This window comes from Halosimplex amylolyticum, assembly GCF_051414035.1.
Classification (GTDB): domain Archaea; phylum Halobacteriota; class Halobacteria; order Halobacteriales; family Haloarculaceae; genus Halosimplex; species Halosimplex amylolyticum.
Window position 1 is genome coordinate 416,169 of the sequence record NZ_JBLKNW010000001.1, and the last position, 18,864, is coordinate 435,032.

The 18,864-nt window shown below is 70.3% G+C and carries 21 protein-coding genes; 5 read left to right on the forward strand and 16 right to left on the reverse strand.

Going from position 1 to position 18,864, the window contains the following annotated elements; all coding sequences use genetic code 11:
* Window positions 1–308: 308 nt before the first annotated feature.
* Window positions 309–509 carry a ubiquitin-like small modifier protein SAMP2 gene (gene samp2, locus ACMGFE_RS01935; protein ID WP_436923332.1) on the reverse strand — a complete coding sequence of 67 codons (201 nt, stop codon included), beginning with the start codon at window positions 507–509 and terminating at the stop codon, window positions 309–311.
* 70 nt (window positions 510–579) lie between these two features.
* Window positions 580–1,659, reverse strand: a complete 1,080-nt coding sequence (locus ACMGFE_RS01940) for a bactofilin family protein (RefSeq protein WP_436923333.1) — start codon at window positions 1,657–1,659, stop codon at window positions 580–582.
* Between the two features lie 111 nt (window positions 1,660–1,770).
* Between ACMGFE_RS01940 and ACMGFE_RS01945 the strand changes: the two genes are divergently transcribed.
* Window positions 1,771–2,754: a replication factor C small subunit gene (locus ACMGFE_RS01945; RefSeq protein ID WP_436923335.1), complete on the forward strand. Its 984-nt coding sequence runs from the start codon at window positions 1,771–1,773 to the stop codon at window positions 2,752–2,754.
* 54 nt (window positions 2,755–2,808) lie between these two features.
* On the opposite strand, the gene ACMGFE_RS01950 is transcribed toward ACMGFE_RS01945, so the two are convergent.
* Window positions 2,809–3,006: a heavy-metal-associated domain-containing protein gene (locus tag ACMGFE_RS01950; protein ID WP_436923337.1), complete on the reverse strand. Its 198-nt coding sequence runs from the start codon at window positions 3,004–3,006 to the stop codon at window positions 2,809–2,811.
* Between the two features lie 130 nt (window positions 3,007–3,136).
* On the opposite strand from ACMGFE_RS01950, the gene ACMGFE_RS01955 reads away from it, so the two are divergent.
* The 4 genes from ACMGFE_RS01955 to ACMGFE_RS01970 all read left to right on the forward strand — a co-directional run bounded on the left by ACMGFE_RS01955 (window position 3,137) and on the right by ACMGFE_RS01970 (window position 5,778).
* The gene (locus tag ACMGFE_RS01955) at window positions 3,137–4,180 is read left to right on the forward strand and encodes a hypothetical protein (RefSeq protein WP_436923339.1); all 1,044 of its coding nucleotides are present in this window, start codon (window positions 3,137–3,139) and stop codon (window positions 4,178–4,180) included.
* A gap of 69 nt (window positions 4,181–4,249) precedes the next feature.
* Window positions 4,250–4,918 carry a potassium channel family protein gene (locus ACMGFE_RS01960; RefSeq protein WP_436923341.1) on the forward strand — a complete coding sequence of 223 codons (669 nt, stop codon included), beginning with the start codon at window positions 4,250–4,252 and terminating at the stop codon, window positions 4,916–4,918.
* Window positions 4,919–5,188: 270 nt separating this feature from the next.
* Window positions 5,189–5,311 (forward strand): hypothetical protein, encoded by a 123-nt coding sequence (locus ACMGFE_RS01965; protein ID WP_436923342.1) that lies wholly within the window; start codon window positions 5,189–5,191, stop codon window positions 5,309–5,311.
* Window positions 5,308–5,778, forward strand: coding sequence for a DUF7384 family protein (locus ACMGFE_RS01970; protein WP_436923343.1), 471 nt, complete (start codon window positions 5,308–5,310; stop codon window positions 5,776–5,778). The genes ACMGFE_RS01965 and ACMGFE_RS01970 overlap by 4 nt, the downstream gene beginning before the upstream one ends.
* A gap of 124 nt (window positions 5,779–5,902) precedes the next feature.
* Here the strand turns inward: ACMGFE_RS01970 and ACMGFE_RS01975 are convergent, their stop codons facing one another.
* From ACMGFE_RS01975 to ACMGFE_RS02035, 13 genes are all read right to left on the reverse strand, one after another.
* Entirely contained in the window at window positions 5,903–6,409 is a 507-nt protein-coding gene (locus tag ACMGFE_RS01975) for a GNAT family N-acetyltransferase (protein WP_436923344.1), read from the reverse strand.
* Between the two features lie 51 nt (window positions 6,410–6,460).
* The gene (locus tag ACMGFE_RS01980) at window positions 6,461–7,138 is read right to left on the reverse strand and encodes a non-canonical purine NTP pyrophosphatase (RefSeq protein WP_436923346.1); all 678 of its coding nucleotides are present in this window, start codon (window positions 7,136–7,138) and stop codon (window positions 6,461–6,463) included.
* Between the two features lie 177 nt (window positions 7,139–7,315).
* The gene (locus ACMGFE_RS01985) at window positions 7,316–7,594 is read right to left on the reverse strand and encodes a DUF5808 domain-containing protein (protein ID WP_436923348.1); all 279 of its coding nucleotides are present in this window, start codon (window positions 7,592–7,594) and stop codon (window positions 7,316–7,318) included.
* Window positions 7,595–7,727: 133 nt separating this feature from the next.
* Complete coding sequence (locus ACMGFE_RS01990; RefSeq protein WP_436923349.1) at window positions 7,728–9,212, reverse strand: outer membrane protein assembly factor BamB family protein; 1,485 nt, start codon at window positions 9,210–9,212, stop codon at window positions 7,728–7,730.
* 39 nt (window positions 9,213–9,251) lie between these two features.
* Complete coding sequence (locus ACMGFE_RS01995) at window positions 9,252–9,707, reverse strand: universal stress protein (protein ID WP_436923350.1); 456 nt, start codon at window positions 9,705–9,707, stop codon at window positions 9,252–9,254.
* Window positions 9,708–9,865: 158 nt separating this feature from the next.
* Window positions 9,866–11,569, reverse strand: a complete 1,704-nt coding sequence (locus ACMGFE_RS02000) for a bifunctional N(6)-L-threonylcarbamoyladenine synthase/serine/threonine protein kinase (protein ID WP_436923352.1) — start codon at window positions 11,567–11,569, stop codon at window positions 9,866–9,868.
* A gap of 93 nt (window positions 11,570–11,662) precedes the next feature.
* Complete coding sequence (locus ACMGFE_RS02005; RefSeq protein ID WP_436923353.1) at window positions 11,663–12,421, reverse strand: SDR family oxidoreductase; 759 nt, start codon at window positions 12,419–12,421, stop codon at window positions 11,663–11,665.
* Between the two features lie 91 nt (window positions 12,422–12,512).
* The gene (locus tag ACMGFE_RS02010; RefSeq protein WP_436923355.1) at window positions 12,513–13,106 is read right to left on the reverse strand and encodes a twin-arginine translocase subunit TatC; all 594 of its coding nucleotides are present in this window, start codon (window positions 13,104–13,106) and stop codon (window positions 12,513–12,515) included.
* 123 nt (window positions 13,107–13,229) lie between these two features.
* A complete protein-coding gene (locus ACMGFE_RS02015) occupies window positions 13,230–13,364 on the reverse strand; it encodes a 30S ribosomal protein S27ae (protein ID WP_415378539.1) in 135 nt (44 codons plus the stop codon).
* A gap of 1 nt (window position 13,365) precedes the next feature.
* Window positions 13,366–13,680 (reverse strand): 30S ribosomal protein S24e, encoded by a 315-nt coding sequence (locus ACMGFE_RS02020; RefSeq protein WP_436923357.1) that lies wholly within the window; start codon window positions 13,678–13,680, stop codon window positions 13,366–13,368.
* Between the two features lie 111 nt (window positions 13,681–13,791).
* Window positions 13,792–14,847: an AAA family ATPase gene (locus ACMGFE_RS02025; protein ID WP_436923359.1), complete on the reverse strand. Its 1,056-nt coding sequence runs from the start codon at window positions 14,845–14,847 to the stop codon at window positions 13,792–13,794.
* Between the two features lie 92 nt (window positions 14,848–14,939).
* Window positions 14,940–18,278, reverse strand: a complete 3,339-nt coding sequence (locus ACMGFE_RS02030) for a bacterio-opsin activator domain-containing protein (RefSeq protein ID WP_436923360.1) — start codon at window positions 18,276–18,278, stop codon at window positions 14,940–14,942.
* 96 nt (window positions 18,279–18,374) lie between these two features.
* Window positions 18,375–18,707: a BsuPI-related putative proteinase inhibitor gene (locus ACMGFE_RS02035; protein ID WP_436923361.1), complete on the reverse strand. Its 333-nt coding sequence runs from the start codon at window positions 18,705–18,707 to the stop codon at window positions 18,375–18,377.
* Window positions 18,708–18,864: the final 157 nt, after the last annotated feature.

An 18,864-nucleotide genomic window follows, 5' to 3' on the forward strand; every position in this document is an offset into this window, starting at 1 on the left:
CGGCGACGGGAAACGGGACCGCTCGCCGGTCGCTGGTTCGCCCGTTCGCACGTGGCCGGCGTTCGGCGCCCGCCCGGAGAACGTCCGCGCACTAGTCGCAGATCCCGGTCGCCGCGGTGGGGTCGCGCCACTCGTCGTTCAGTCGGTCGACTCCGGGGGCTGATGCTGGGAGAGACATGCCGGATCGGCAGTCGTCCGCGGGCGCCGAAAACGGCGGGCCTGCTGTCGCAGGGCCCGTTTGCCTGCTGGAGGCGCGTCCGACAGTGACTCGCGTGACCCGTCTCGCTCGGTGCCGGCCCGGCTGTAGGTCACCCGCCTTTGACGAGTCGAAGGACCTCCACCTCGTCGGTCTCGACCGGGGCGTCCTCGGGGACGGGGCGGCCGTCGACGAGGACCGATACCTCGTGCGGGCCGTAGGGGAACGGGTCGAGCAGGTCGGCGTAGGTAGCGGCCTCGTCGACTTCGACCTCGCGGGTGTCCTCGCCGGCGACGGCGACCGTGACGCGCATACCCGTCGATCCGTCCGAACGGGCTTGAGCGTGTCGTCCTGCGCCCGGCGGGAACGGGAACGCGACTCGGTCAGTCGGCGGGTTCGGCGCCGGAGTCGTCGGCGTCGGGCGACTGGCGCGCCGGTTCGCGGCGACCGCGGCGGTCGCGGTATCTGTCGGCGAGCACGGCGACGAGCGCGCCGAACCCGAGGAGGAAGACGGCGAGGCGGACGAGCGGGTCGACGACCGGGATCAGGCGGAGCACCGCCACTGTGACGACGCCGACGAGGAGGGCTGCCCAGCGGTTCTCGGCGTCGGCGAGCGAGAGGAGCCAGGTGCCGAGGACGAACCGGCCGTAGACGGTTCCGACCCAGGCGAGCAGCCCGAACGCGAGTCCGCCGGCGAGCGCGAGCGGAATGCCGACGATCGTGACGGCGACGGCGACGAGCACTATGGGAACGGCGACGACGGTGAGCAGGCCGATACCGCCCGTCCGGAGCGGATCGCGGGTCGCCCGCTCGGCGATGGCCGAGGAGGTCACGGGGAAGAGGGCCAGGAGCACGGCGCCGACCAGGAGCGTGACGACCATCCCGTAGACGGTCAACACCGCACCGGGGATCGTGAAGTCGGCGTCGCTGCCGACGTTCAGGCCCTCGCGTTCCGTGACGGTGCCGTCTACGGTCGCGCCGTCGGCCCGGGTGAGGTCGCCCTCGTACTCCAGGTCGCCGGCGATCCGTGCGGTGTCTCCGAGGACGATCGATCCGCCGCCGAGGCGGACGTCGCCCACGATCGTGCCGTCGACGGCGATGCTCCCGGCACCGGCTTCGAGCGAGCCGTTGATCCGGGCGTCGTCGCCCACGCTGAGGGTGCCACCGGACGCCGCCACGTCGCCCCCGACGGTGCCGAGGATCTGGACGGTCCCGCCCGTCGCCTGGACGTTCCCGTCGACGGTCCCCTCGACCACGACGGTGCCGCCGACGGCCTGGAGGTCTCCCTCGACCGTGCCGCGGACGACGATGGACCCACCGAAGGCCTGGAGGTCTCCCTCGATGGTCTCGCCGTCGGCGACGACGACGGTCCCGCCGGTTCGCGTCGCCGCGGCGGCCACCCCGGGCATCACCGAGAGGACGACGATCAGTACGACGACGAGCGCGATCGCGGTGCGTCTCATGTCCCGTCGATACGTCCGCCGAGGTGATAAAGATGTCAGCCAGGCAACTCCCGGCCGGACCGATGGTCGGCACTCGGTAGGTTTACGGACGGCCCGCGCTTCCGATATCCCATGAGCGAGGCCGATCAGGAGTCCGGGTCGCGGGCGGGCCGGGAGGAAGTCTGGATCGAGAAGTACCGACCCCAGCGGCTCGACGAGATCGTCGGACAGGAGGACATCGTCGAGCGACTCCAGAGCTACGTCGACCGCAACGACCTGAGCCACATGCTGTTCTCGGGACCGGCCGGTATCGGGAAGACGACGAGCGCCACGGCGATCGCCCGCGAACTCTACGGCGACGACTGGGGGGAGAACTTCCTCGAACTCAACGCCTCGGACGAGCGGGGGATCGACGTCGTCAGGGACCGCATCAAGAGCTTCGCGCGCACCTCCTTCGGCGGCTACGACTACCGGATCATCTTCCTCGACGAGGCCGACGCGCTGACGAGCGACGCCCAGTCCGCCCTGCGGCGGACGATGGAGCAGTTCTCGAACAACGTCCGCTTCATCCTCTCGTGTAACTACTCCAGCCAGATCATCGACCCCATCCAGTCGCGGTGTGCGGTCTTTCGCTTCTCGCCGCTGTCGGACGAGGCCGTCGCCGAGGAGATGCGCCACATCGCCGACGAGGAGGGGATCGAACTCACCGAGGACGGTATCGAGGCGCTCGTCTACGCCGCCGACGGGGACATGCGGAAGGCGATCAACGCGCTGCAGGCCGCTTCGGTCACGGGCAGTGTGGTCGACGAGGACGCCGTCTACGCGCTCACCTCGACCGCGCGACCGGAGGAGATCCGCGAGATGGTCGTCGAGGCGCTGGACGGCGACTTCACCGCGGCGCGCTCGACGCTCGATCGCCTCCTGACCGAGGAGGGCATCGCCGGCGGCGACGTGATCGACCAGCTCCACCGCTCGGTCTGGGAGTTCGACCTGGGCGACGAGGCGGCCGTCCGCCTGCTCGATCGCATCGGCGAGACGGAGTACCGGATCACCACCGGCGCGAACGAGCGGATCCAGCTAGAGGCGCTACTGGCGTCCATCGCGCTCGACGACTGAACTCCGGTCCCGACTTCTCAGCGGCTGCCGATTCTGCGCGCCGCTGCCGCGGTCTCACGCCGACGCGTCGTAGCCGGCGTCTTCGACGGCCTGCACGAGCGCGGCCTCGTCGGCGTCGCCCTCGACGGTCGCCGTCTCGGACTCGCGGTCGGCCGTCGCCGTTTCCACGCCCGGCACGCCTTCGAGCGCGTCCTCGACGCTCTGTTCGCAGCCCTCGCAACTCATCCCGCTGACCGTGATCTGTCGTTCCATACGCGACCGGAGGAGTGCGACGCTCTTGTGTGCAACGGACGACGCGACCCGCCCGGACCATTCGAGAGGGCGCTCGCAAAGACCTGTGAGCGAGCCGACGGTTTATCACTCCGGCGGTCGAACGGCAGCTATGCGACGCCCCGTCCGCACACTCCTCCTCCCGGCTGTCCTGACAGTCCTCGCCATCGCGTCGCAGTTCCTCCCGCCGATCGCGCTGGCCCGCGGTTCAGTCCCCGCGTGGGTCCCGGGCCTCGGGTCGCCAGCCGTCACGGCCGCCGCATACCGTGAGATGGCGCTCGCGCTCGGAACCATCGCCGTCCTCGCTGGCGCCGTCGCGCTGGGGTATCGAGAGGCCCGACACCGGGCTGTCGGCCGGACGTACCTGCGGTACGTCGGCGTCGTCTACGCCGCCGGCGCGACGGCGTTGCTCCTGACGGTCGCGGGGGTCCTCGTCACGACCGGCTCGGCCGGTTCGAGCCCGTTCCTGACGCTGCTCACGACGGCGACGCTGCTGGTCGCCGTCCCGGGCGTCCTCACCATCAGCGCCCTGGCCGGCGTGACGATCGCGTCGGTCCGCGAGGGCGGCCGGCGAACCCCTTCGGCGCGGGACCTCCTCCCGTTCGCACTCGCCGCCGGCGTCGTCACCGGGGTCGGATACGCGCTCGACTCGGTGGCCCGCGTCGCCATGGTGGCGAGCGACGGCGTGGGTGTTCCGGCGTGGCTTCCGCAGTTCGGGACGATCGGGACGACCGCGACGACGTACCTCCAGGCCGGACAACTCGCGGGCGACCTCGCGCTGCTCGGTGGGGGGATCGGACTGGGAGTGCTCGCCGTCCGCCGGACCGGGATGACGGCGCTGTCGCGTCGGTTCGTCGCCGTGACGGCGACCGGCGCCCTGGGCGGACTGCTGGCCGTCTGGCTACCGGTGACGTGGTACCTGGTGACCGAGAACGCCGGCCCGGGCGCGCCCACGGTCCCGTCGATAGCGGCCACGCTCCCGAACGCAGTGGTCTCGACCGCCGTCGTCGCGACGCTCGCGACCGTCGCCGGCGTGGGCGTCGCGCGGTTCGACGCAGACGAGTCGGACGGCGGGGGGAGCGCCGACCGCGACGACCGCAGCGTCGACGCGGTGACGGAGACGCCGATAAGCGAGCGGTCGATCCGCGACCACTGACGGTCGAGTCGCCGCCCCGAGACTCCGCTCGGGAGTACAGTTTTGGGGGCGGGCGCCCAACTCACCTCCATGAAGTTCGTCATCGTCGGCTTCGGCCGCGTCGGGATGCGGACCGCCCGCATCCTGCAGAGCGAGGGCCACGACCTCGTCATCGTCGACAACGACCCGAAGAAGGTCGAGCGCGCCGAGTCGGAGGGGTTCACAGTCGTCGAGGGGGACGGCGCGGAGGAGGCGACGCTCGAGGAGGCGGGTATCCAGGACGCCGACGCGGTGGCCGCGCTGACGGGCGACCTCAACACCAACTTCTCGGCGTGCATGCTCGGCAAACACTACGGCCTGCGGACGGTGCTCCGCATCGACGAGGACTATCGCCAGGAGATCTACGAGAAGTACGCCGAGGACGTCGACGAGATTATCTACCCCGAGCGACTGGGCGCCGCCGGCGCCAAGACCGCGCTCATGGGCGGCGACTTCAACGTGCTCGCCGACCTGACCGAGGAGCTGTCCGTCGCGACCGTCTCGATCCCCGAGGGTTCGCCCCTCATCGGTCGGCGCGTCGTCGACGTCGACCTCCAGGGCGACGCCCACATCTACGCCCACGGGCGCGCCGACGAACCGATGGAGATCCCGCTCCCGCAGACGAAGATCGAGGCCGGCGACGACGTGGCGCTCATGGCCGCGCCCGCCGACCTGCCCGACATCCGCGCGTTCCTCCGCGGCGAGGAAGCCGCGGCCTGACTCGCCGAGTACCATTCGAACTCGCGCGGAAGTCGCGGTCGCGGGGAGCGACCGCGGGGCGTCTTGGATCGGTTGCGGATCGGGCGCGCCGTGGGGAGGATAGGAAACGAGGCCGTCGCTGCGCGCCCACGCGTACTCCTCGACCTGTCTATGTAAACACCCGTCAGACGCGTGTCAGACCGGCCGTAGCCCGGTGATTCTTCGCCGGTCGACCGGAGACGGACCCGCTCGAACCGTGCGTTTTACCCGCCGCAGTCCGTCGGTCCAGGCATGTCCTGGCACGATCTGTTCGAGCGGGCGGACGACCGCGAGGTGACGGTGGAGGACGTCCGAGAATCGGTGGCGCGGCGACGCGAGGCCGGAGAGGGGGACGAGGAGGGGGGAGCGTCGTGACCGACGCGAGCCCCGCCCGGATCGTCGCGGACGCGGACGTGCTCGCGGCGGACCTCCTCGTGGGTGGCGACGCCCGGGATGCGATGGACCACGTCCGGTCGCACTCGTGGGTGACGCTCGTCGCCAGCGACGCGCTCCTCGACGACGCGGAGGCGGTGATCGCCGACCTGGCCGACCCCGGCCTCGCGACGGACTGGCGCGACCGGATCGAGGACCTGCGGGAACCGGTCGACCAGCCCGAGGACGACCACCCCGCGCTGGCATCGGCGCTCCACGGCGGGGCGATGCACGTCCTGACCTTCGACGAGTCACTCCAGTCTGCGGCGGCCGGCGCGGCCGTCCGCGGTCGCGTCGAGACCAGCGTCAGGGACCCGAAGGCGTTCGCGACGCTGTTCGACGCCGAATCGCTGTACCAGGCGGTCGAGAACGGCGAGTATCCCGGACCGGACCGCGACCCGCGGGCGTAGCGGGGCGTCACCGCGGGCCGTCATCGCGGGGATCGCCGGGGGCCGTCATCGCGGGGATCGCCGGGGGCCGTCATCGCGGGGATCTCCGGGGGCCGTCATCGCGGGGTTCGCCGTACGAATCGGGCTACAGTCGCTTGCGCATCTCCACGCAGTCGAGTTCGACGCCGTGGCTGGTCTCGTGGGTGACCGCCCGAGTTCGCTCGTAGCCGAGTCGCTCGTAGAACCCGACGGCGTTGAGCGACGCGATCAGCGCGAGTTCGGTCAGTCCGGTTCCGCGAGCGTACCCCTCCAGGTTCGACAGCACGGCAGACCCCACGCCCGAGCGTGCGTAGTCGGGGTGGACGTAGACGGCGACCACTTCGCCCTCGGCTCCGGCCGCGTCGAGGCGACCGAAGCCAGCGACAGGCGGATTCCCGCCCGGTCCGCTCTCGCTCTCGTTCTCGCGTTCGGCGACGACCCAGTAGGTGTCGGGGTCGTGCAGTCCCTCCAGCGAGTGGTCGTCGCCGCGGTCCGCCCAGGCGGCGACGGCGCGCTCGTCGTAGGCCTCCGGCCCGAACGCTTCGATAGCCGCGACGTGTGTCTCGCGGATCGGTTCGGTGTCGGCCGCTCGGGCCGGTCGAACGCGTGTCACGGCCGTGCTTCGCCGGCCGGGGTGAAAACGACTGCGCGCGGCGCGACCCTCTCAGGCCGTTCGGCCGTCGAGCCACTCCGCGAACTTCGCGAGCGCGCGGCCGCGGTGGGAGATGGCGTTTTTCTCCTCGGCGTCCATCTCCGCGAACGTCCGGTCGTCGTACTCGAAGATCGGGTCGTAGCCGAACCCGCCCGTCCCTCGCGGCTCGACGATTTCACCCGGCACGACGCCGTAGAAGAGTTTCACGGGCAGACCGTCGCTATCACTGTCGCTGCCGTCGCCGGCGCGAACCTGTTCGTCGGTCGTCGCCGCCGCGCGCTCTTCGACCGAGAGGTCCTGCCCGCGGCGCGCTTCTCTGTCGACGGGCTCCGGCGTCGCCTCGAACTCGCCGCCGTCACAGTAGGCGACGACTCCGCGGAAACTCGCGGCGCGGTCGTCCTCCTCGCTGGCGAGTCGCCACACCCGCTCGACGCCGACGGTGTCGTGGACGTACGAGGAGTACGGCCCGGGGAACCCGTCGAACGCCTCGATGAACAGGCCGGCGTCGTCGACGAAGACCGGTTCGTCCGCGTACTCGTAGGCCGCTCGCGCCTTGTGCGCGGCGATGGCGCCCAGGTCGGCGCTCTGGATCTCCGGCGTGTCGAAGTCGAGCTGTTCTACCGGCTCCGCGAGATATTCCCTGGCCTCGCGGACCTTCCCGGGATTCGTCGTGACGAACCGAATGGTCATGTCCGAGAACACCGCTCGATTCGTCATAGGTGCGTTGATTTCGGGTGTCTGTGTTCGATCCGCGGCTACAGACGGCGTCGAGAAGGACGTGAAAGCCCCGGCTGTCCTGCGGTCGACGGTCGGAGTGGCAGTCGCTGGCCGACGAACGGAGACGCGAAAAGCCGCGGATTCACGCGCTCAGTCTTCGACGACGACTTCGACGGGTTCGTCGCGTTCGTCCTCGAACTCCGTCGTCTTGGCGCTCTGGCTCTGTTGCCACCAGAGTGCGCCGGCGACGCCGAGGACGACCCACGAGCGCCAGCTGGCGAGGTTCAGGGTGTAGCCGACGCCGAAGGGCTTCTCGACGAGCATGCCCTCGCCGGGCTGCCAGTACGTCGAGAGCATGCGCTTGAGGCTCGGCTGCTCGAAGTTGTACGGAATGCCGAAAAGCGACCCCGAAGTGGGCTTGTCGACCATGTGCCAGGATTGGGGCGGATCGGTTAAGTGGTTTTCCACCGCCGACGACGCGCGACCGGTGCCGGTATGCGATTCGAACGTCCCAACAGACCGTTCGACGGCCGGCCGACTGTTCGACGACCGGCCGGTTCCGTCACTGTTCGTCGGTGGATTCCTTGACGCGGTGTCGCTGCCAGGCGCCGAGTCCGAGCGCGCCCAGCGCGCCCAGCGCGCCGAACCCGGGGCCGTCGTCCGCTGTCGTCCCGCCCGACCCGTCGGTGGGAGCGGTGCCGGCGGTGCCGGTCCTCGTGGGGTCGTCGGTCGTTCCGGGGGGCGTCGCGCTCACGGACTCGCCGCCGGTGGGGTCGCCGATGGCGTAGACGCGGCTGTCGCTGCTGCCGACGAAGACCGCGCCCGCGGTGACGGCGGGCGACGAGAGGACGGGCTGGTCCGTCTCGACACTGAACAGTTCGTCGCCGGTCGCGCGGTCGATCGCGTACAGCGACTGGTCGGCGCTGCCGACGTAGACGGCGTCGGCGGTGACGGCGGGCGAGGAGAAGATCTGGTTTCCCGTCGCGAACGACCACTCGATGTCGCCGTTCGTCGCGTTCATCGCCCAGAGCGTGCCGTCGAACCCGCCGACGTAGATCGTCCCGTCGACGACGACCGGCGAGGCGAGGATCGCGCCGTCGAACTGGCGGCCCCAGACGAGTTCCGCCGTCCCGACGTCGACGGCGTAGATCGTGCGAGCGTAGTCGCCGAAGTAGACGACGCCGTCAACGACCGTCGGCGAACAGGCGATCTCGCCGGTCGCGGGGTACTCCTGGACCTGCTCGCCGTTCGCCGCGTCGAGCGCGACGACGCTCCCGGTGTGGTCGGCGTTCCACAGGCCGACGTAGACGGTGTCGTCGACGACGGCGGCGGTGGAGTCGACGCGGTCGGCGACCGAGCGCTGCCAGACTTCCTCGCCGGCGGTGTCGACGGCGTACATCGTCCCGGACTGGCTGCCGACGTAGAGCGTCCCGTCGTGATAGGTCGGGGAGGCGAAGACGGCACCGTCGGCCTCGAAGGTCCACTCTTCCTCGCCGCTGTCGGCGCCGACGGCGTGGAGGCGCCCGTCGTGGCTGCCGACGTAGACGGTGCCGTCGACGACCGCCGGCGAGGACATCACTTCCTCGCCCGTCTCGTAGGTCCACGCCTCGTCGCCGCTAACGGCGTCGATAGCGTAGAGGTAGCCGGCGTTGCTCCCGACGTAGACGGTGCCGTCGACGACCGCCGGCGAGGAGACCACGTTGTCGCGCGAGTCGTCCGGCGGGTCGTCGAACGGCGTCCCGGTCGCCGGCGGCGTCGCGGTCGCCACGCCAGAGCTGCCCGTGTCGTACTGCCAGGCGACTGACCCCTCCGCGGGACCGGGCGTCTCGGTGTAGCCGCTGTTGACGGCGTCGGCCTGGAACTGCGGCCACTGGGTCGGGGAGGCGCTCAGCTGCCGGTTCGCGACGGGTTCGGAGCCGCGGCGCTCGGCGTCGGTCGCGGCGGCAGTTCCCGTCCCGGTCGCACCACCGAGCGTCGCGAAGGCGAACGCGCCCGTCCCGGCGCGGCGTAGGAGGGTCCGCCGGCGCCAGGTCTGCTGGTCGTCCATGTATCCGGGACAGGAGGGTCGGGCGGAGTAAGTCTTCCGTTACCCGAGCAGGCTGGTCACCGGGCCGTCGAAGTTCAGGATGATCGCCTGTGCGCGGTCGCCGAAGACGGCTTTCCCGGTCGGCGAGCGCTTCTGGCCGGTGATAAACACGTGGTCGACGTCGTTCTCGTCGGCGACTTCGAGGATGCGGTCGGCTTCGCTCTCGTTGTCGCCGATGCGCGCGCCGACGACCCGCCAGTCGACGTCAGTGTCGGCGAAGACGTCCTCGGCGGTGTCGCTCGCCTGGCGCTTGGCCGCGTCGATGACGACGCTGTCGTCGTAGCTGGTGTGCTCTTCCTGGGCGACGACGTCGAGCGCTTCGCGCGCCTCCCTGAACTCCTCGGCGGTCATCAACGAGACGATGGTCAACTGCGCGTCCACGCCTGCGGCCAGTTCTCCCGCTTCCTCGAGCAACTCCGAGTTCTCGTCGTCGTACACGACCAGTGGGTTGTCCATAGTGTTCGTATGTTCGCCGACGGGTATTTAAATCTCTGTGGTACCGGCTAACAGGGCCGGCGACCCGCACAGGCCGGACCATGTCGCCGACCGCGCAGCCGGGCTTGCCGGCCTGCGGCCCCAGGGGGGACGCCGAGCGGTCGGTACCGCCTGGCGCGCTACTGGTACCGACCCCGGCCTTCGATCTCCCGCAGCCGGCCGAGCACCGCGTCGGGACGGTCGCTCGCCGCGCGGTAGGCGTCCTCGGCGGCGGTCTGCAGGCGTTCGTGGTCGTCGGCCGTGCCCGCGAGGCTCTGGGCGAAGACGTGCAGGTCCATCGCGTGGTCCTCCTCGTGGCCGGTGTGGTAGCCGAGGCCGAAGTCGATGAGGAATACCCGGTCGGTGTCCGAGCCGTTCCCATCCGCAGATCCGACGCGCACGTTCCTGGTGGTCGGGTCGCCGTGGACGAACCCCGCGTCGTGGATCGCCGCGAGGTGGCGCCCGACCGCCGCCGCGCGCTCGACCGAGAGCCCGTCGTCCAGGTCGCGGTCGCCGACCCGCTGGAAGACGATGGTCGCCGACGCGGTGTCGACGTCCCGCACGAGCGGCGTCGGAACGCCCTCTCTGCGGGCTTCGCTGGTCAGTCGCGCTTCGATCCGCGTCCGCTCGCGGCGCAACCGCTCGTCGAGCGCGGGGTGGCGGTACGACCGCGGGTGCCTCCGTTTGACGACGCGGTCGCCTTCGACGGTGACGGTCGCTTCAGCGCCCTGCTGCTCCGTCGCGCGGTCGACCGCGCCTGACGGGGCTCGCGCGGGGACCGGCTCTCCGTCCCGCCAGGTCACGGGCACCTCGTCCGGGCGGAAGTCCGTGTCGATGGCCGACTCCTCGACGGCGAGGGTGTCGCCCGCGGCGGCCATCTTCGCGCCGAGGACGGCGATCATCCCGGCGTTGTCGCGCAGGAAGCGGTCCTCGGGGACGTGCAGGTCGGCGCCGCGCTGCTCGCACATCTCGCGGAGCATCCCCTGCAGGCGGTCGTTCTGGCCGACGCCGCCGCCGAGGACGAGTTCGTCCCGCCCGGTCAGCGAGAGCGCTCGCTCGCTCACCTCGGTCAGCATCGCGAAGACCGTCTCCTCCAGCCCCCGACAGACGTTCTCGACGGGAGTCCCGTCGTCGTACGCCTGCTTCGCGGCGCTCATGATCCCCGAGAACGAGAAGTCCATCCCCTTGACGACGTACGGGAGGTCGACGTACTCCCCCTCCCTGGCGTGGGCCTCGACCTTCGGGCCGCCGGGGTGAGACCAGCCGACGTGGCGGGTGAACTTGTCGAGCGCGTTGCCGACACCGGTGTCCATCGTCTCGCCGAGCACGCGGTACCGTCCGTTGCGGTACGCGAGGACGTGCGCGTTCGCGCCGCTGGCGTTGAGACAGACCGGGGCGTCGAACCCCGAGCGGTGGCGCCCGATCTCCAGGTGGGCCACCATGTGGTTGACGCCGACCAGCGGCACGTCGAAGCGCTGTGCGACCGCTCGCGCGGCAGTTCCGACGATCCGGAGGCAGGGCCCGAGCCCCGGCCCGCGAGAGAAAGCGACGGCGTCGATGGGGTTGTCGGGGTCATCGCCCGCCGCGGCCGCGCGGTCGCGGGCCGTTTCGATTGCCGTCTCGACGACCGACGGGACGGCCTCGCTCATGTGTTCGGCCGCCTCGCGGGGGTGGATTCCCCCGCTCTCGGGCTGGTACGGGTCGCTCTCGATGGTCACCTCGTCGCTCTCGACCTCGTAGACGGCGGCGCTGGCCGCCCACGCGGTCCCCTCGATGCCGAGGACTCGCCGGACGTCTCCGTGTCCGTCCCTGCCCCCGTCCCCGTTCGGCGGACTCGCGGCCATGTGGTTGCCCGATATCTCCACCGGACGGAAAAGACGACTTCGGTCTGGGCCGACTCTCGGCGTCGCCGCCGTGGCCGGTAGTCGGAGGCGTTGTTACTGGCTCGAGTACCCGCCGTCGACGGTGAACGCCTCGCCCGTCACGAACGAAGCGTCGTCGGAGCAGAGCCAGACGGCGGCGTCACCGATCTCCTCGGGCTGGCCGAGCCGACCGATCGGCGTCGCCGCGACGGCCTGATCGATCGACTGGGGGTCTTCCTCGCGCGAATGGGCGACCATCGGCGTGTCGATCACGCCGGGGCAGATCGCGTTGACGCGTACGCCCTCGGCGCTGTACTCCAGCGCAGCGGTCTTCGTGAGTCCGATCACGGCGAACTTGCTGGCGACGTAGGGGCTGATCTCGGGGAAGCCGAGCCGACCGGCGATCGAGGAGGTGTTGACGATAGCGCCGCCGCCGTCCTCGAGCATGGCCGGGATCTCCGCGCGCATCCCGAGGAACACGCCCCGCAGGTTCACGTCGATCACCTGCTGCCAGTTGTCGATCGACTGGTCAGACAGGGGAGCCTGTTCGCCCTCGATACCGGCATTGTTGTAGGCGAAGTCGAGACCGCCGTAGTTGTCGACTGCCGCGTCGACCATCGCGCCCACGTCCGCGGGGTCGGTCACGTCCGTCTCGACGAACGTCGCCTCCCCGCCCGCGTCCTCAATGTCGGCCACGGTCGCTTCGCCCTCCTCTACTTTCAGGTCCGCGACGACGACCGACGCGCCTTCCTCGGCGAACCGTTTCGCCGCCGCCTCGCCGATACCGCCGCTCGCACCCGTCACTATCGCAGTCTTGCCGTCGAAGTCTGTCATGTTGGTCTCCCCTTCGACCTTCGAGCGGCGGCGGTATGAATGTGTCACTGGATTCTAAAGAGTCGGGACGGCGCACCACCGACTCTCCCGGTCACCGGCAGACACTGCCCCGCAACGCGGCGACGGTACCGACGAACGCCAGCTGGGCGGCCAGGCCCGTCGCGAACGAAGTCAGCGACGCGATCCGCGCCCACCGGACGATCGACCACGCCGGATCGGCCCCCATCACGAAGTCGAGGACGGTCGGGACGAGGGACTCGTAGCCGAGGAGGGCTCCCGCCGGGAACAGGGCGACGCCGACGAGGACGAGTCCGGCGCGCACCGCCGCGTGGAGCGGGTCGCCGGGCCACCATCGGCGGAGTTCCGGCGTGCGACGGGCGCGGTAGACGACCGTCTCAAGCGCGAACAACAGCCCGACCGCGAGCGCGACCTGCGCCTGCAGGAAGATCACGTCCCACGGCGTGGTGGCGATTATCTCCGTCTCGATCCCCACGATTGCGTTCACATCGCGTTTCAGCACCGGCCAGGCGACCCGGCGAAACTCCAGAAACGTCACCTGCGCGCCGGTCAGGAACGCGAGGACGGCCGCCAGGAGCGTCAGTAGATCGTTCCGCGCTTCGCCGAGGACGGCCCAAACCGCCGACCCGCCGCCGGCCGACCGCTGCCGCGTGGAGGGACTGGTCATTCGAACGGAACGTCCGCCGTCGCGGCTATCAATCTTCTGTGGGGGGCGAGAGGCCGATCGCGACGCGTGTCGACCGGATAGCGAGCGGCTACGCGGCGGCGGAAACGGCGGAAAGAACGGGCCTTACTCCCACTCGGTGTAGCCGCACTTCCCGCAGTGCTTGCGGTCGCCGTGGTCGGCGAGGAAGGTGTCGCCGCAGCGGGGACACTGTTCGCGCTCGGTGGTGCCGTCGTCCTCGTAGAGTTCGTGGCGCGGCATCTCAGGCCTCCTCGGCCTCTTCGGCCTCGCCGTCCTCGGCGACGATCTTGTTGCGTTCGAGCATGTGGTCCTGCTCGACGTCGCGGGCGTACTCGGCGTCGTCGTAGACCTTCGCGTAGCCGACGGTCTTTCGCATGCCGAACTTCGTGTCGAGCTCGTGGACGACCACTTCGCCGGCGTCCTTGTTGAGCTTGGCCGCGAGAGAGTCTCGAACGGAGAGCCGCGAGGGGGTCGCCTCGTCGTGGGTCATCTCGAAGCGCACGTCCGTCCGATGCAACATCGGATTCTCCTCTTCCGCGATGATGTCGATGTCCATGGTTCGTTGTCCAATACTCCCCCCGAAGCGGGTAAAAGGATTTCGAAGCGCACAACGCGGTCAGCGGCGCGACGCAGAGCGCACGCCGGCGCTCACCGTACCGGTCACGTCTCAGCGACCGGCGCGCATCTCGCCGAGTTCCGCGAGCAGGTGCGAGACGTGGATGCGATCGTTGGTTCCCTCGTGGAGGTCGAGGTCGATCTCGCCGGCCAGCCGGTGGACGCGGGCCAGTTCCGCGCCCGAATAGCGCGAGCGTGCGACCGTCAGCACGTCTTCGAGGACCTCCTCCCCGCTGTGGCCCTCGTCGACGAGCAGGTCGTCGAGCGTCTTGCGGGCGTCGAGGAACTCGCCGGCCTCGGCGGCGGTGATCATCTCCTGGACGCGCTCGTCGGCGCCCAGCGACCCCAGCACCTCGTAGGCGTTGTTCATCGTGATCTCCCCTTCCTGTTCGTAGGTGGTCTGGGCGGCGAGGATCGCCTGGCGGAGGTCGCCGTCGGCGTAGCCCGCGACGTACTCGATGCCCTCGTCGTCGTGGTCGGCGCCCTCGGCCTCGACGATGGCTTCGAGGACAGCGACGGTCTCGTCGTGGGTGGGCTTCCTGACCGAGACGGGGAAACACCGCGAGCGGATCGGCGGGATGAGCGCCGAGGGCTGGCGCGTCGCGATGACGAACTGGGTCGCCTCGTAGTACTGCTCCATCACGCGGCGCAGCGCCTGCTGGAAGTCCTCGCGGACGCCCTCGGCGTTGTCCAGCAGGACGGTCTTGTAGTTGCCCGAGACGGGGGCGTAGCTCGCGGACTCCTTGAGGACGTGGTTGATGAGGTCGGCCTTCGAGGACTCCCGGCGGCGCTTGGAGTCGATGAACTGCGCGAAGCGGTCGTCCTGGCTGAGTTCCTTCTTCGTCATGTCGAAGAAGTCGGCGACGTTGATCTCCACGAGGTCGGCGTCGGGGTTGTCGTGGAGTTCGTCGGCCAGCGCGCGGACGGCGGCGGTCTTGCCGGCGCCTTTCGGCCCGTGGACGAGCAGGTTCATCGGCTCCTCGACGACGCTCCGGAGGTGCTCGCGCACCTTCGGCTGGGGGAGGTCTTCGAGCGCCGGCGCGTGGGTCTCGGTCCACAGCGGCCCCTCGACCGCCGCGGCCGCGTCGTCCTCGGACTCGTCGGCCATCGACTCCCGGTAGGACACCCCGGCGTATCAATCCATCTCTCTCGGTCCGGCTGCGACCGACCGATCGGCCGCTGCGCTGCCGATTCGACGGGTCAGTCGCGCCGCCCGGAGTGGGGATCGAACAGTTCGTCGAACACCTTTCGCTGGGCGGCGCGGAGGTGCTGGTGGTAGGTAGGCCGGGAGATGTCCATCGACTCCGCGAGGTCGTCGCCGTCGACGTCGCGGGGCCACTCGAAGAAGCCGCCGAGGAACGCCGTGCGGATGGCGGTCTCCTGGCGGTCGGTGAACCGGTCGGTGACGGCCTCGCGGAACTCCTGGCGGGTGCGGACGGGCCGCTCGTGCTCGTGGTAGCCGACCAGGTCCGTCTCCTCGTAGCGGTCGGCGACGAGTTCGAACAGCTCGCGGGCCTCCGCCTCGTAGGGGAGTTCGATGGTGTAGCGCGCCACACCGTCCTCGGCGGTGACCGACCGCGTGACCGCGCCGTGGTCGGCGAGCACCTCGACGAGCGAGTCCGCGACGACCGCCTCGAACAGCACGTCGCCGTCGTGGTCGACGATGGTCGTCGCCGACGTGACCGCGTCGTCGCCAGCCAGCACCGATTCGAGTTCGTCGGCGTCGGCGCCGCTCGCCGCCACGTACAGCCGGAGGCTGCCGTCGGACTCGTGGACCGAGCCCGTCAACTCCAGCGTGGCGTCCGTCTGCACCGAGAGGCGGCCGAAGAGGAGGTCGCTGTCGCGGACGGTGAACTCCAGTTCGACGACGCGGTCGGTCGAGAGGATGCGGCCGCTCTCGATGGCGTTGACGGCGTTGGCGACCGCGCGGCCGAGGGCGCTGAGGACGACCTGTTCGCGGTCGGCGAAGGCGTCGGTCGTCGGCGCGTAGACGCAGAGGACGCCGTAGCTCGCGTCCTTGTAGGTGAGCGGGACGGCGATCATCGATCCCAGGCCGGCCTCGTGGGCGACGGCGTGGACGCTGTCCGCGGGGGCGTCGGCGAGGTCGTCGACGATGTGGATGGTCTCGTCGTCCAGCGCGAGCGCGGCGGGGTCGGCGGCGTCGCGGGCCGCCGCTCGGTCGAGCGAGAGGGACTCGACGGCCGAGTCCAGTCCGGGGATGTCGCCGTCCCACGCGGCGGCTTCGACCCGATCGGCGGCCAGGTCGGGCTGGCCGATCCACGCGAAGGCGTAGGGGTCGGTCGCGACGAGCTGTTCGACGACGCCGCGTTCGAGCTCCTCGCGGGTGCCGGACTGGACGAGCACCTCGACGGTGTTCTCGATGAGGCCGTTGATCCGGTCGACGAGCGTGTCGACCCGTTCGCGGGCGTCGCGGACCTCCTGTTCGCGCTTGGCGCGGTTGGCCGCCGCGGCCGCGCTGGTCGCGAGCAGCTGGGCGGCCCGGCGGTCGACGTTCGAGAAGCCGTCGAGCTCCTCGGAGCCGATGCTGATGGTGCCGTGGACGCCCATGGGGATGTGCAGGGCCGAGCGGACGACGTCGTGGTCGCGGCCGTCGTCAGCGGTCGAGGTGTCCTCGACGACAACCATCTCGCCGTCGACGAACGCCCGGCCCGGCCCGCCCTCGTCGACGTCGTAACTCGGCGTCTCCAGGCCGTGCTCGACGACTGCGTCGGTCGTTCCGGCCGGGTGCAGGCGGTTCTCGTCGCGGTCGAACAGACGGACGACGGTCAGTTCGAACCCGAGCACGTCTCTGACGGCCCTGGCGGCCATCTCCGCGACTTCCTCGCGGTCGCGGGCCTGCATCAGCGACCGCGAGGACGTGACCAGTTCCGAGAGCATCTCCCGGTGGGCCGTCTGCTCGGTCACGTCGCGGACGACGCCGACGACGGCGCGGACCTCCCCGTCCTCGTCGGTGCGGACCGTCACGCTGTCCTCGCAGGGGACCGGCGGCCCGCGCTTGCGCTGGACGACCGATTCGACGGTCAGCTCCGTCTCCTCGCCCGCCAGCAGCGCCGCGACGGCGTCCTCCGTCGCCGCGTCCCCCTTGATCACCGAGACGTGTCTGCCGACGAGTTCGTCCGGTTCGTAGCCCGTGATCCGGCACATCGCGGGATTGACGAACGTGAAGCGACCGTCGGTGTCGAGCTCGTAGACGCCGTCGTCGACCGAGCGGACGATGGTCTCGTAGCGGCCCAGCTCCCGCTCGTGCTCGCGGCGTTCGAGTTCGTAACTGACCCACTCGATGAGCAGCTCGATGAACGTCTCCTCGGCGTCGCTGAACGGGTGCTCCCGGGCCCCGTTCGACCCGAAGCAGAGCGTCCCGTAGCGCTCGCCGTCGACGAGCAGCGTCCCGCCGAGGTAACACCCCAGCCCGAACCGGTCGTCGGCGGGGTCGTCGTCCCAGCCCGCGACGGCGGTGTCCGCGACCGCGAGCACCCCGTCGGCGTCGAGCGCTCTCCGGCAGTACGTCTCGCACAGCGGCGCGCTCGATCCCGATTCGAAGGCGGCCGGGTCGCCGTGGGTCGCGACGATCCGCTGGGTTCCGTCGTCGATGCGGGTGAGATAGCCGAGTTCGAGGTCCAGTCGCTCGCAGCCGACCGCCAGCGCCCGGTCAAGTTTCTCCGGGAACGAGAGGTCACGCGACGAGGCCAGCCGCTGGAGGTCCCGGAGCGCGCGCTCGTTTCGCTCCAGTTCGGCCTTCGTCCGTTTCTCGTCGGTCACGTCGCGCAGGGACACGGACAGCCCGTCGGCGGCCGGGAACACGGTCACCTCCAGCCACGAGTCGGTCCGTTCGTCGTACGTCTCGAAGGTCCGGACGGTCTGGCTCTCCAGCGCCTCGCGGTACTCCCGTTCGACCACCGTCCCCTCGGCTTCGGGGAACATCTCCCAGATGTCTTCCCCGACCAGTTCGTCAGTCGATCGGCCGACGATGGCCTCGGCCCGGCTGTTGAGGTAGGTGATCCGCCAGTCGTCGTCGAGGCCGACCACGCCGCGGTCGACGCGGTCGAGGACCCGTCTGGCGCTCGTCTCGGTCGTCGACGCGGCGCCGCCCAATCGCTCCGACTGCTCTCCGCTCCCGTCGGCGATCGTCGCGGGTTGGGTGTCGGACGACCCGTCGACGCCGCCGAGTCCCTGCTCGATCCGCCGGGCGAGGACCGTCGCCTCGCCGTCGCCACCGCGAACGTAGTCGGCGACGCCGGCGTCGAAGGCGGCCTCCGGTGTGAGGTCGCCGCCCCCGACGACCACGACCGGCGTCGCTTCTCGACCCTTCGCGCGTTCGACGAGGGCCGCGAGGCCCTCGGCCGTCGCGTCGCCGACCCACACGAGACAGTCGGCGTCTCCCGGGTCGTCTATCGCGGCCGGACCCGTCGCGCTCGACGTCTCCGTGGACAGCGACCCGTCCGCCCCGAGTTCGTCGGCGAGGGCCGCCGCGCGCTCGGGCCGGCGGGCGACCACGAGAACCCGCCCACTCCCTGACATTGCCACTCTCTTTCGCTCCGAGCGGCATAAACCCAAGTATCACGGGTGACCACCGCAGGCGGCCGAGCTGACCGGTCGGCGCTCCCCGGGTCGCGTTCAGCGTTCGAAGGTCGCGCTGGCCGACGGCCGGTGGTCCGCCGCGGTCAGCGTCGCCTCAACCGTGAACTGTCCCGGCTGCGGGTCGCTCCAGCGCCCCTCCGCCACCAGTTTCTCGCCGGGAGCTATCGTCTCCCGGCGGACCTGTTGGGTGAACAGCCGTCCGTCGCTCCAGCGCCAGACGGTCTCGCCGTCCGTCCGGACGACGAACTCGGCGGTCTGTCCGGACCCGAACGTCAGTTCGAGGGGGTCGTCGCCGTCGTTCGTCACCGTGAGGCGGACGACGACGTCGTCCTCGCCCGCGTCGACGGTCACAGTGGGCGTCAGTTCCATACGGTCAGCTACCCCCGCCCGCGCGAAAAAGCGTCCGGCGGTTCCAGCGGCCCCGTCGTCGATGTGCACCGTGTGTCGGTGCCGGATTCGGATCCAGTATCGAGAATCCCAGTCGTCGAGTGCGATTAGTCGGATTCGCCCGGTTCGCCCGATACAC

Bases quoted from the DNA above. Each gene is read 5' to 3' on its own strand.
- samp2 (WP_436923332.1), bottom strand. From the start codon at position 509: ATGCGCGTCACGGTCGCCGTCGCCGGCGAGGACACCCGCGAGGTCGAA.
- ACMGFE_RS01940 (WP_436923333.1), bottom strand. From the start codon at position 1,659: ATGAGACGCACCGCGATCGCGCTCGTCGTCGTACTGATCGTCGTCCTC.
- ACMGFE_RS01945 (WP_436923335.1), top strand. From the start codon at position 1,771: ATGAGCGAGGCCGATCAGGAGTCCGGGTCGCGGGCGGGCCGGGAGGAA.
- ACMGFE_RS01950 (WP_436923337.1), bottom strand. From the start codon at position 3,006: ATGGAACGACAGATCACGGTCAGCGGGATGAGTTGCGAGGGCTGCGAA.
- ACMGFE_RS01955 (WP_436923339.1), top strand. From the start codon at position 3,137: ATGCGACGCCCCGTCCGCACACTCCTCCTCCCGGCTGTCCTGACAGTC.
- ACMGFE_RS01960 (WP_436923341.1), top strand. From the start codon at position 4,250: ATGAAGTTCGTCATCGTCGGCTTCGGCCGCGTCGGGATGCGGACCGCC.
- ACMGFE_RS01965 (WP_436923342.1), top strand. From the start codon at position 5,189: ATGTCCTGGCACGATCTGTTCGAGCGGGCGGACGACCGCGAGGTGACG.
- ACMGFE_RS01980 (WP_436923346.1), bottom strand. From the start codon at position 7,138: ATGACCATTCGGTTCGTCACGACGAATCCCGGGAAGGTCCGCGAGGCC.
- ACMGFE_RS01985 (WP_436923348.1), bottom strand. From the start codon at position 7,594: ATGGTCGACAAGCCCACTTCGGGGTCGCTTTTCGGCATTCCGTACAAC.
- ACMGFE_RS01990 (WP_436923349.1), bottom strand. From the start codon at position 9,212: ATGGACGACCAGCAGACCTGGCGCCGGCGGACCCTCCTACGCCGCGCC.
- ACMGFE_RS01995 (WP_436923350.1), bottom strand. From the start codon at position 9,707: ATGGACAACCCACTGGTCGTGTACGACGACGAGAACTCGGAGTTGCTC.
- ACMGFE_RS02000 (WP_436923352.1), bottom strand. From the start codon at position 11,569: ATGGCCGCGAGTCCGCCGAACGGGGACGGGGGCAGGGACGGACACGGA.
- ACMGFE_RS02005 (WP_436923353.1), bottom strand. From the start codon at position 12,421: ATGACAGACTTCGACGGCAAGACTGCGATAGTGACGGGTGCGAGCGGC.
- ACMGFE_RS02010 (WP_436923355.1), bottom strand. From the start codon at position 13,106: ATGACCAGTCCCTCCACGCGGCAGCGGTCGGCCGGCGGCGGGTCGGCG.
- ACMGFE_RS02015 (WP_415378539.1), bottom strand. From the start codon at position 13,364: ATGCCGCGCCACGAACTCTACGAGGACGACGGCACCACCGAGCGCGAA.
- ACMGFE_RS02020 (WP_436923357.1), bottom strand. From the start codon at position 13,680: ATGGACATCGACATCATCGCGGAAGAGGAGAATCCGATGTTGCATCGG.
- ACMGFE_RS02025 (WP_436923359.1), bottom strand. From the start codon at position 14,847: ATGGCCGACGAGTCCGAGGACGACGCGGCCGCGGCGGTCGAGGGGCCG.
- ACMGFE_RS02030 (WP_436923360.1), bottom strand. From the start codon at position 18,278: ATGTCAGGGAGTGGGCGGGTTCTCGTGGTCGCCCGCCGGCCCGAGCGC.
- ACMGFE_RS02035 (WP_436923361.1), bottom strand. From the start codon at position 18,707: ATGGAACTGACGCCCACTGTGACCGTCGACGCGGGCGAGGACGACGTC.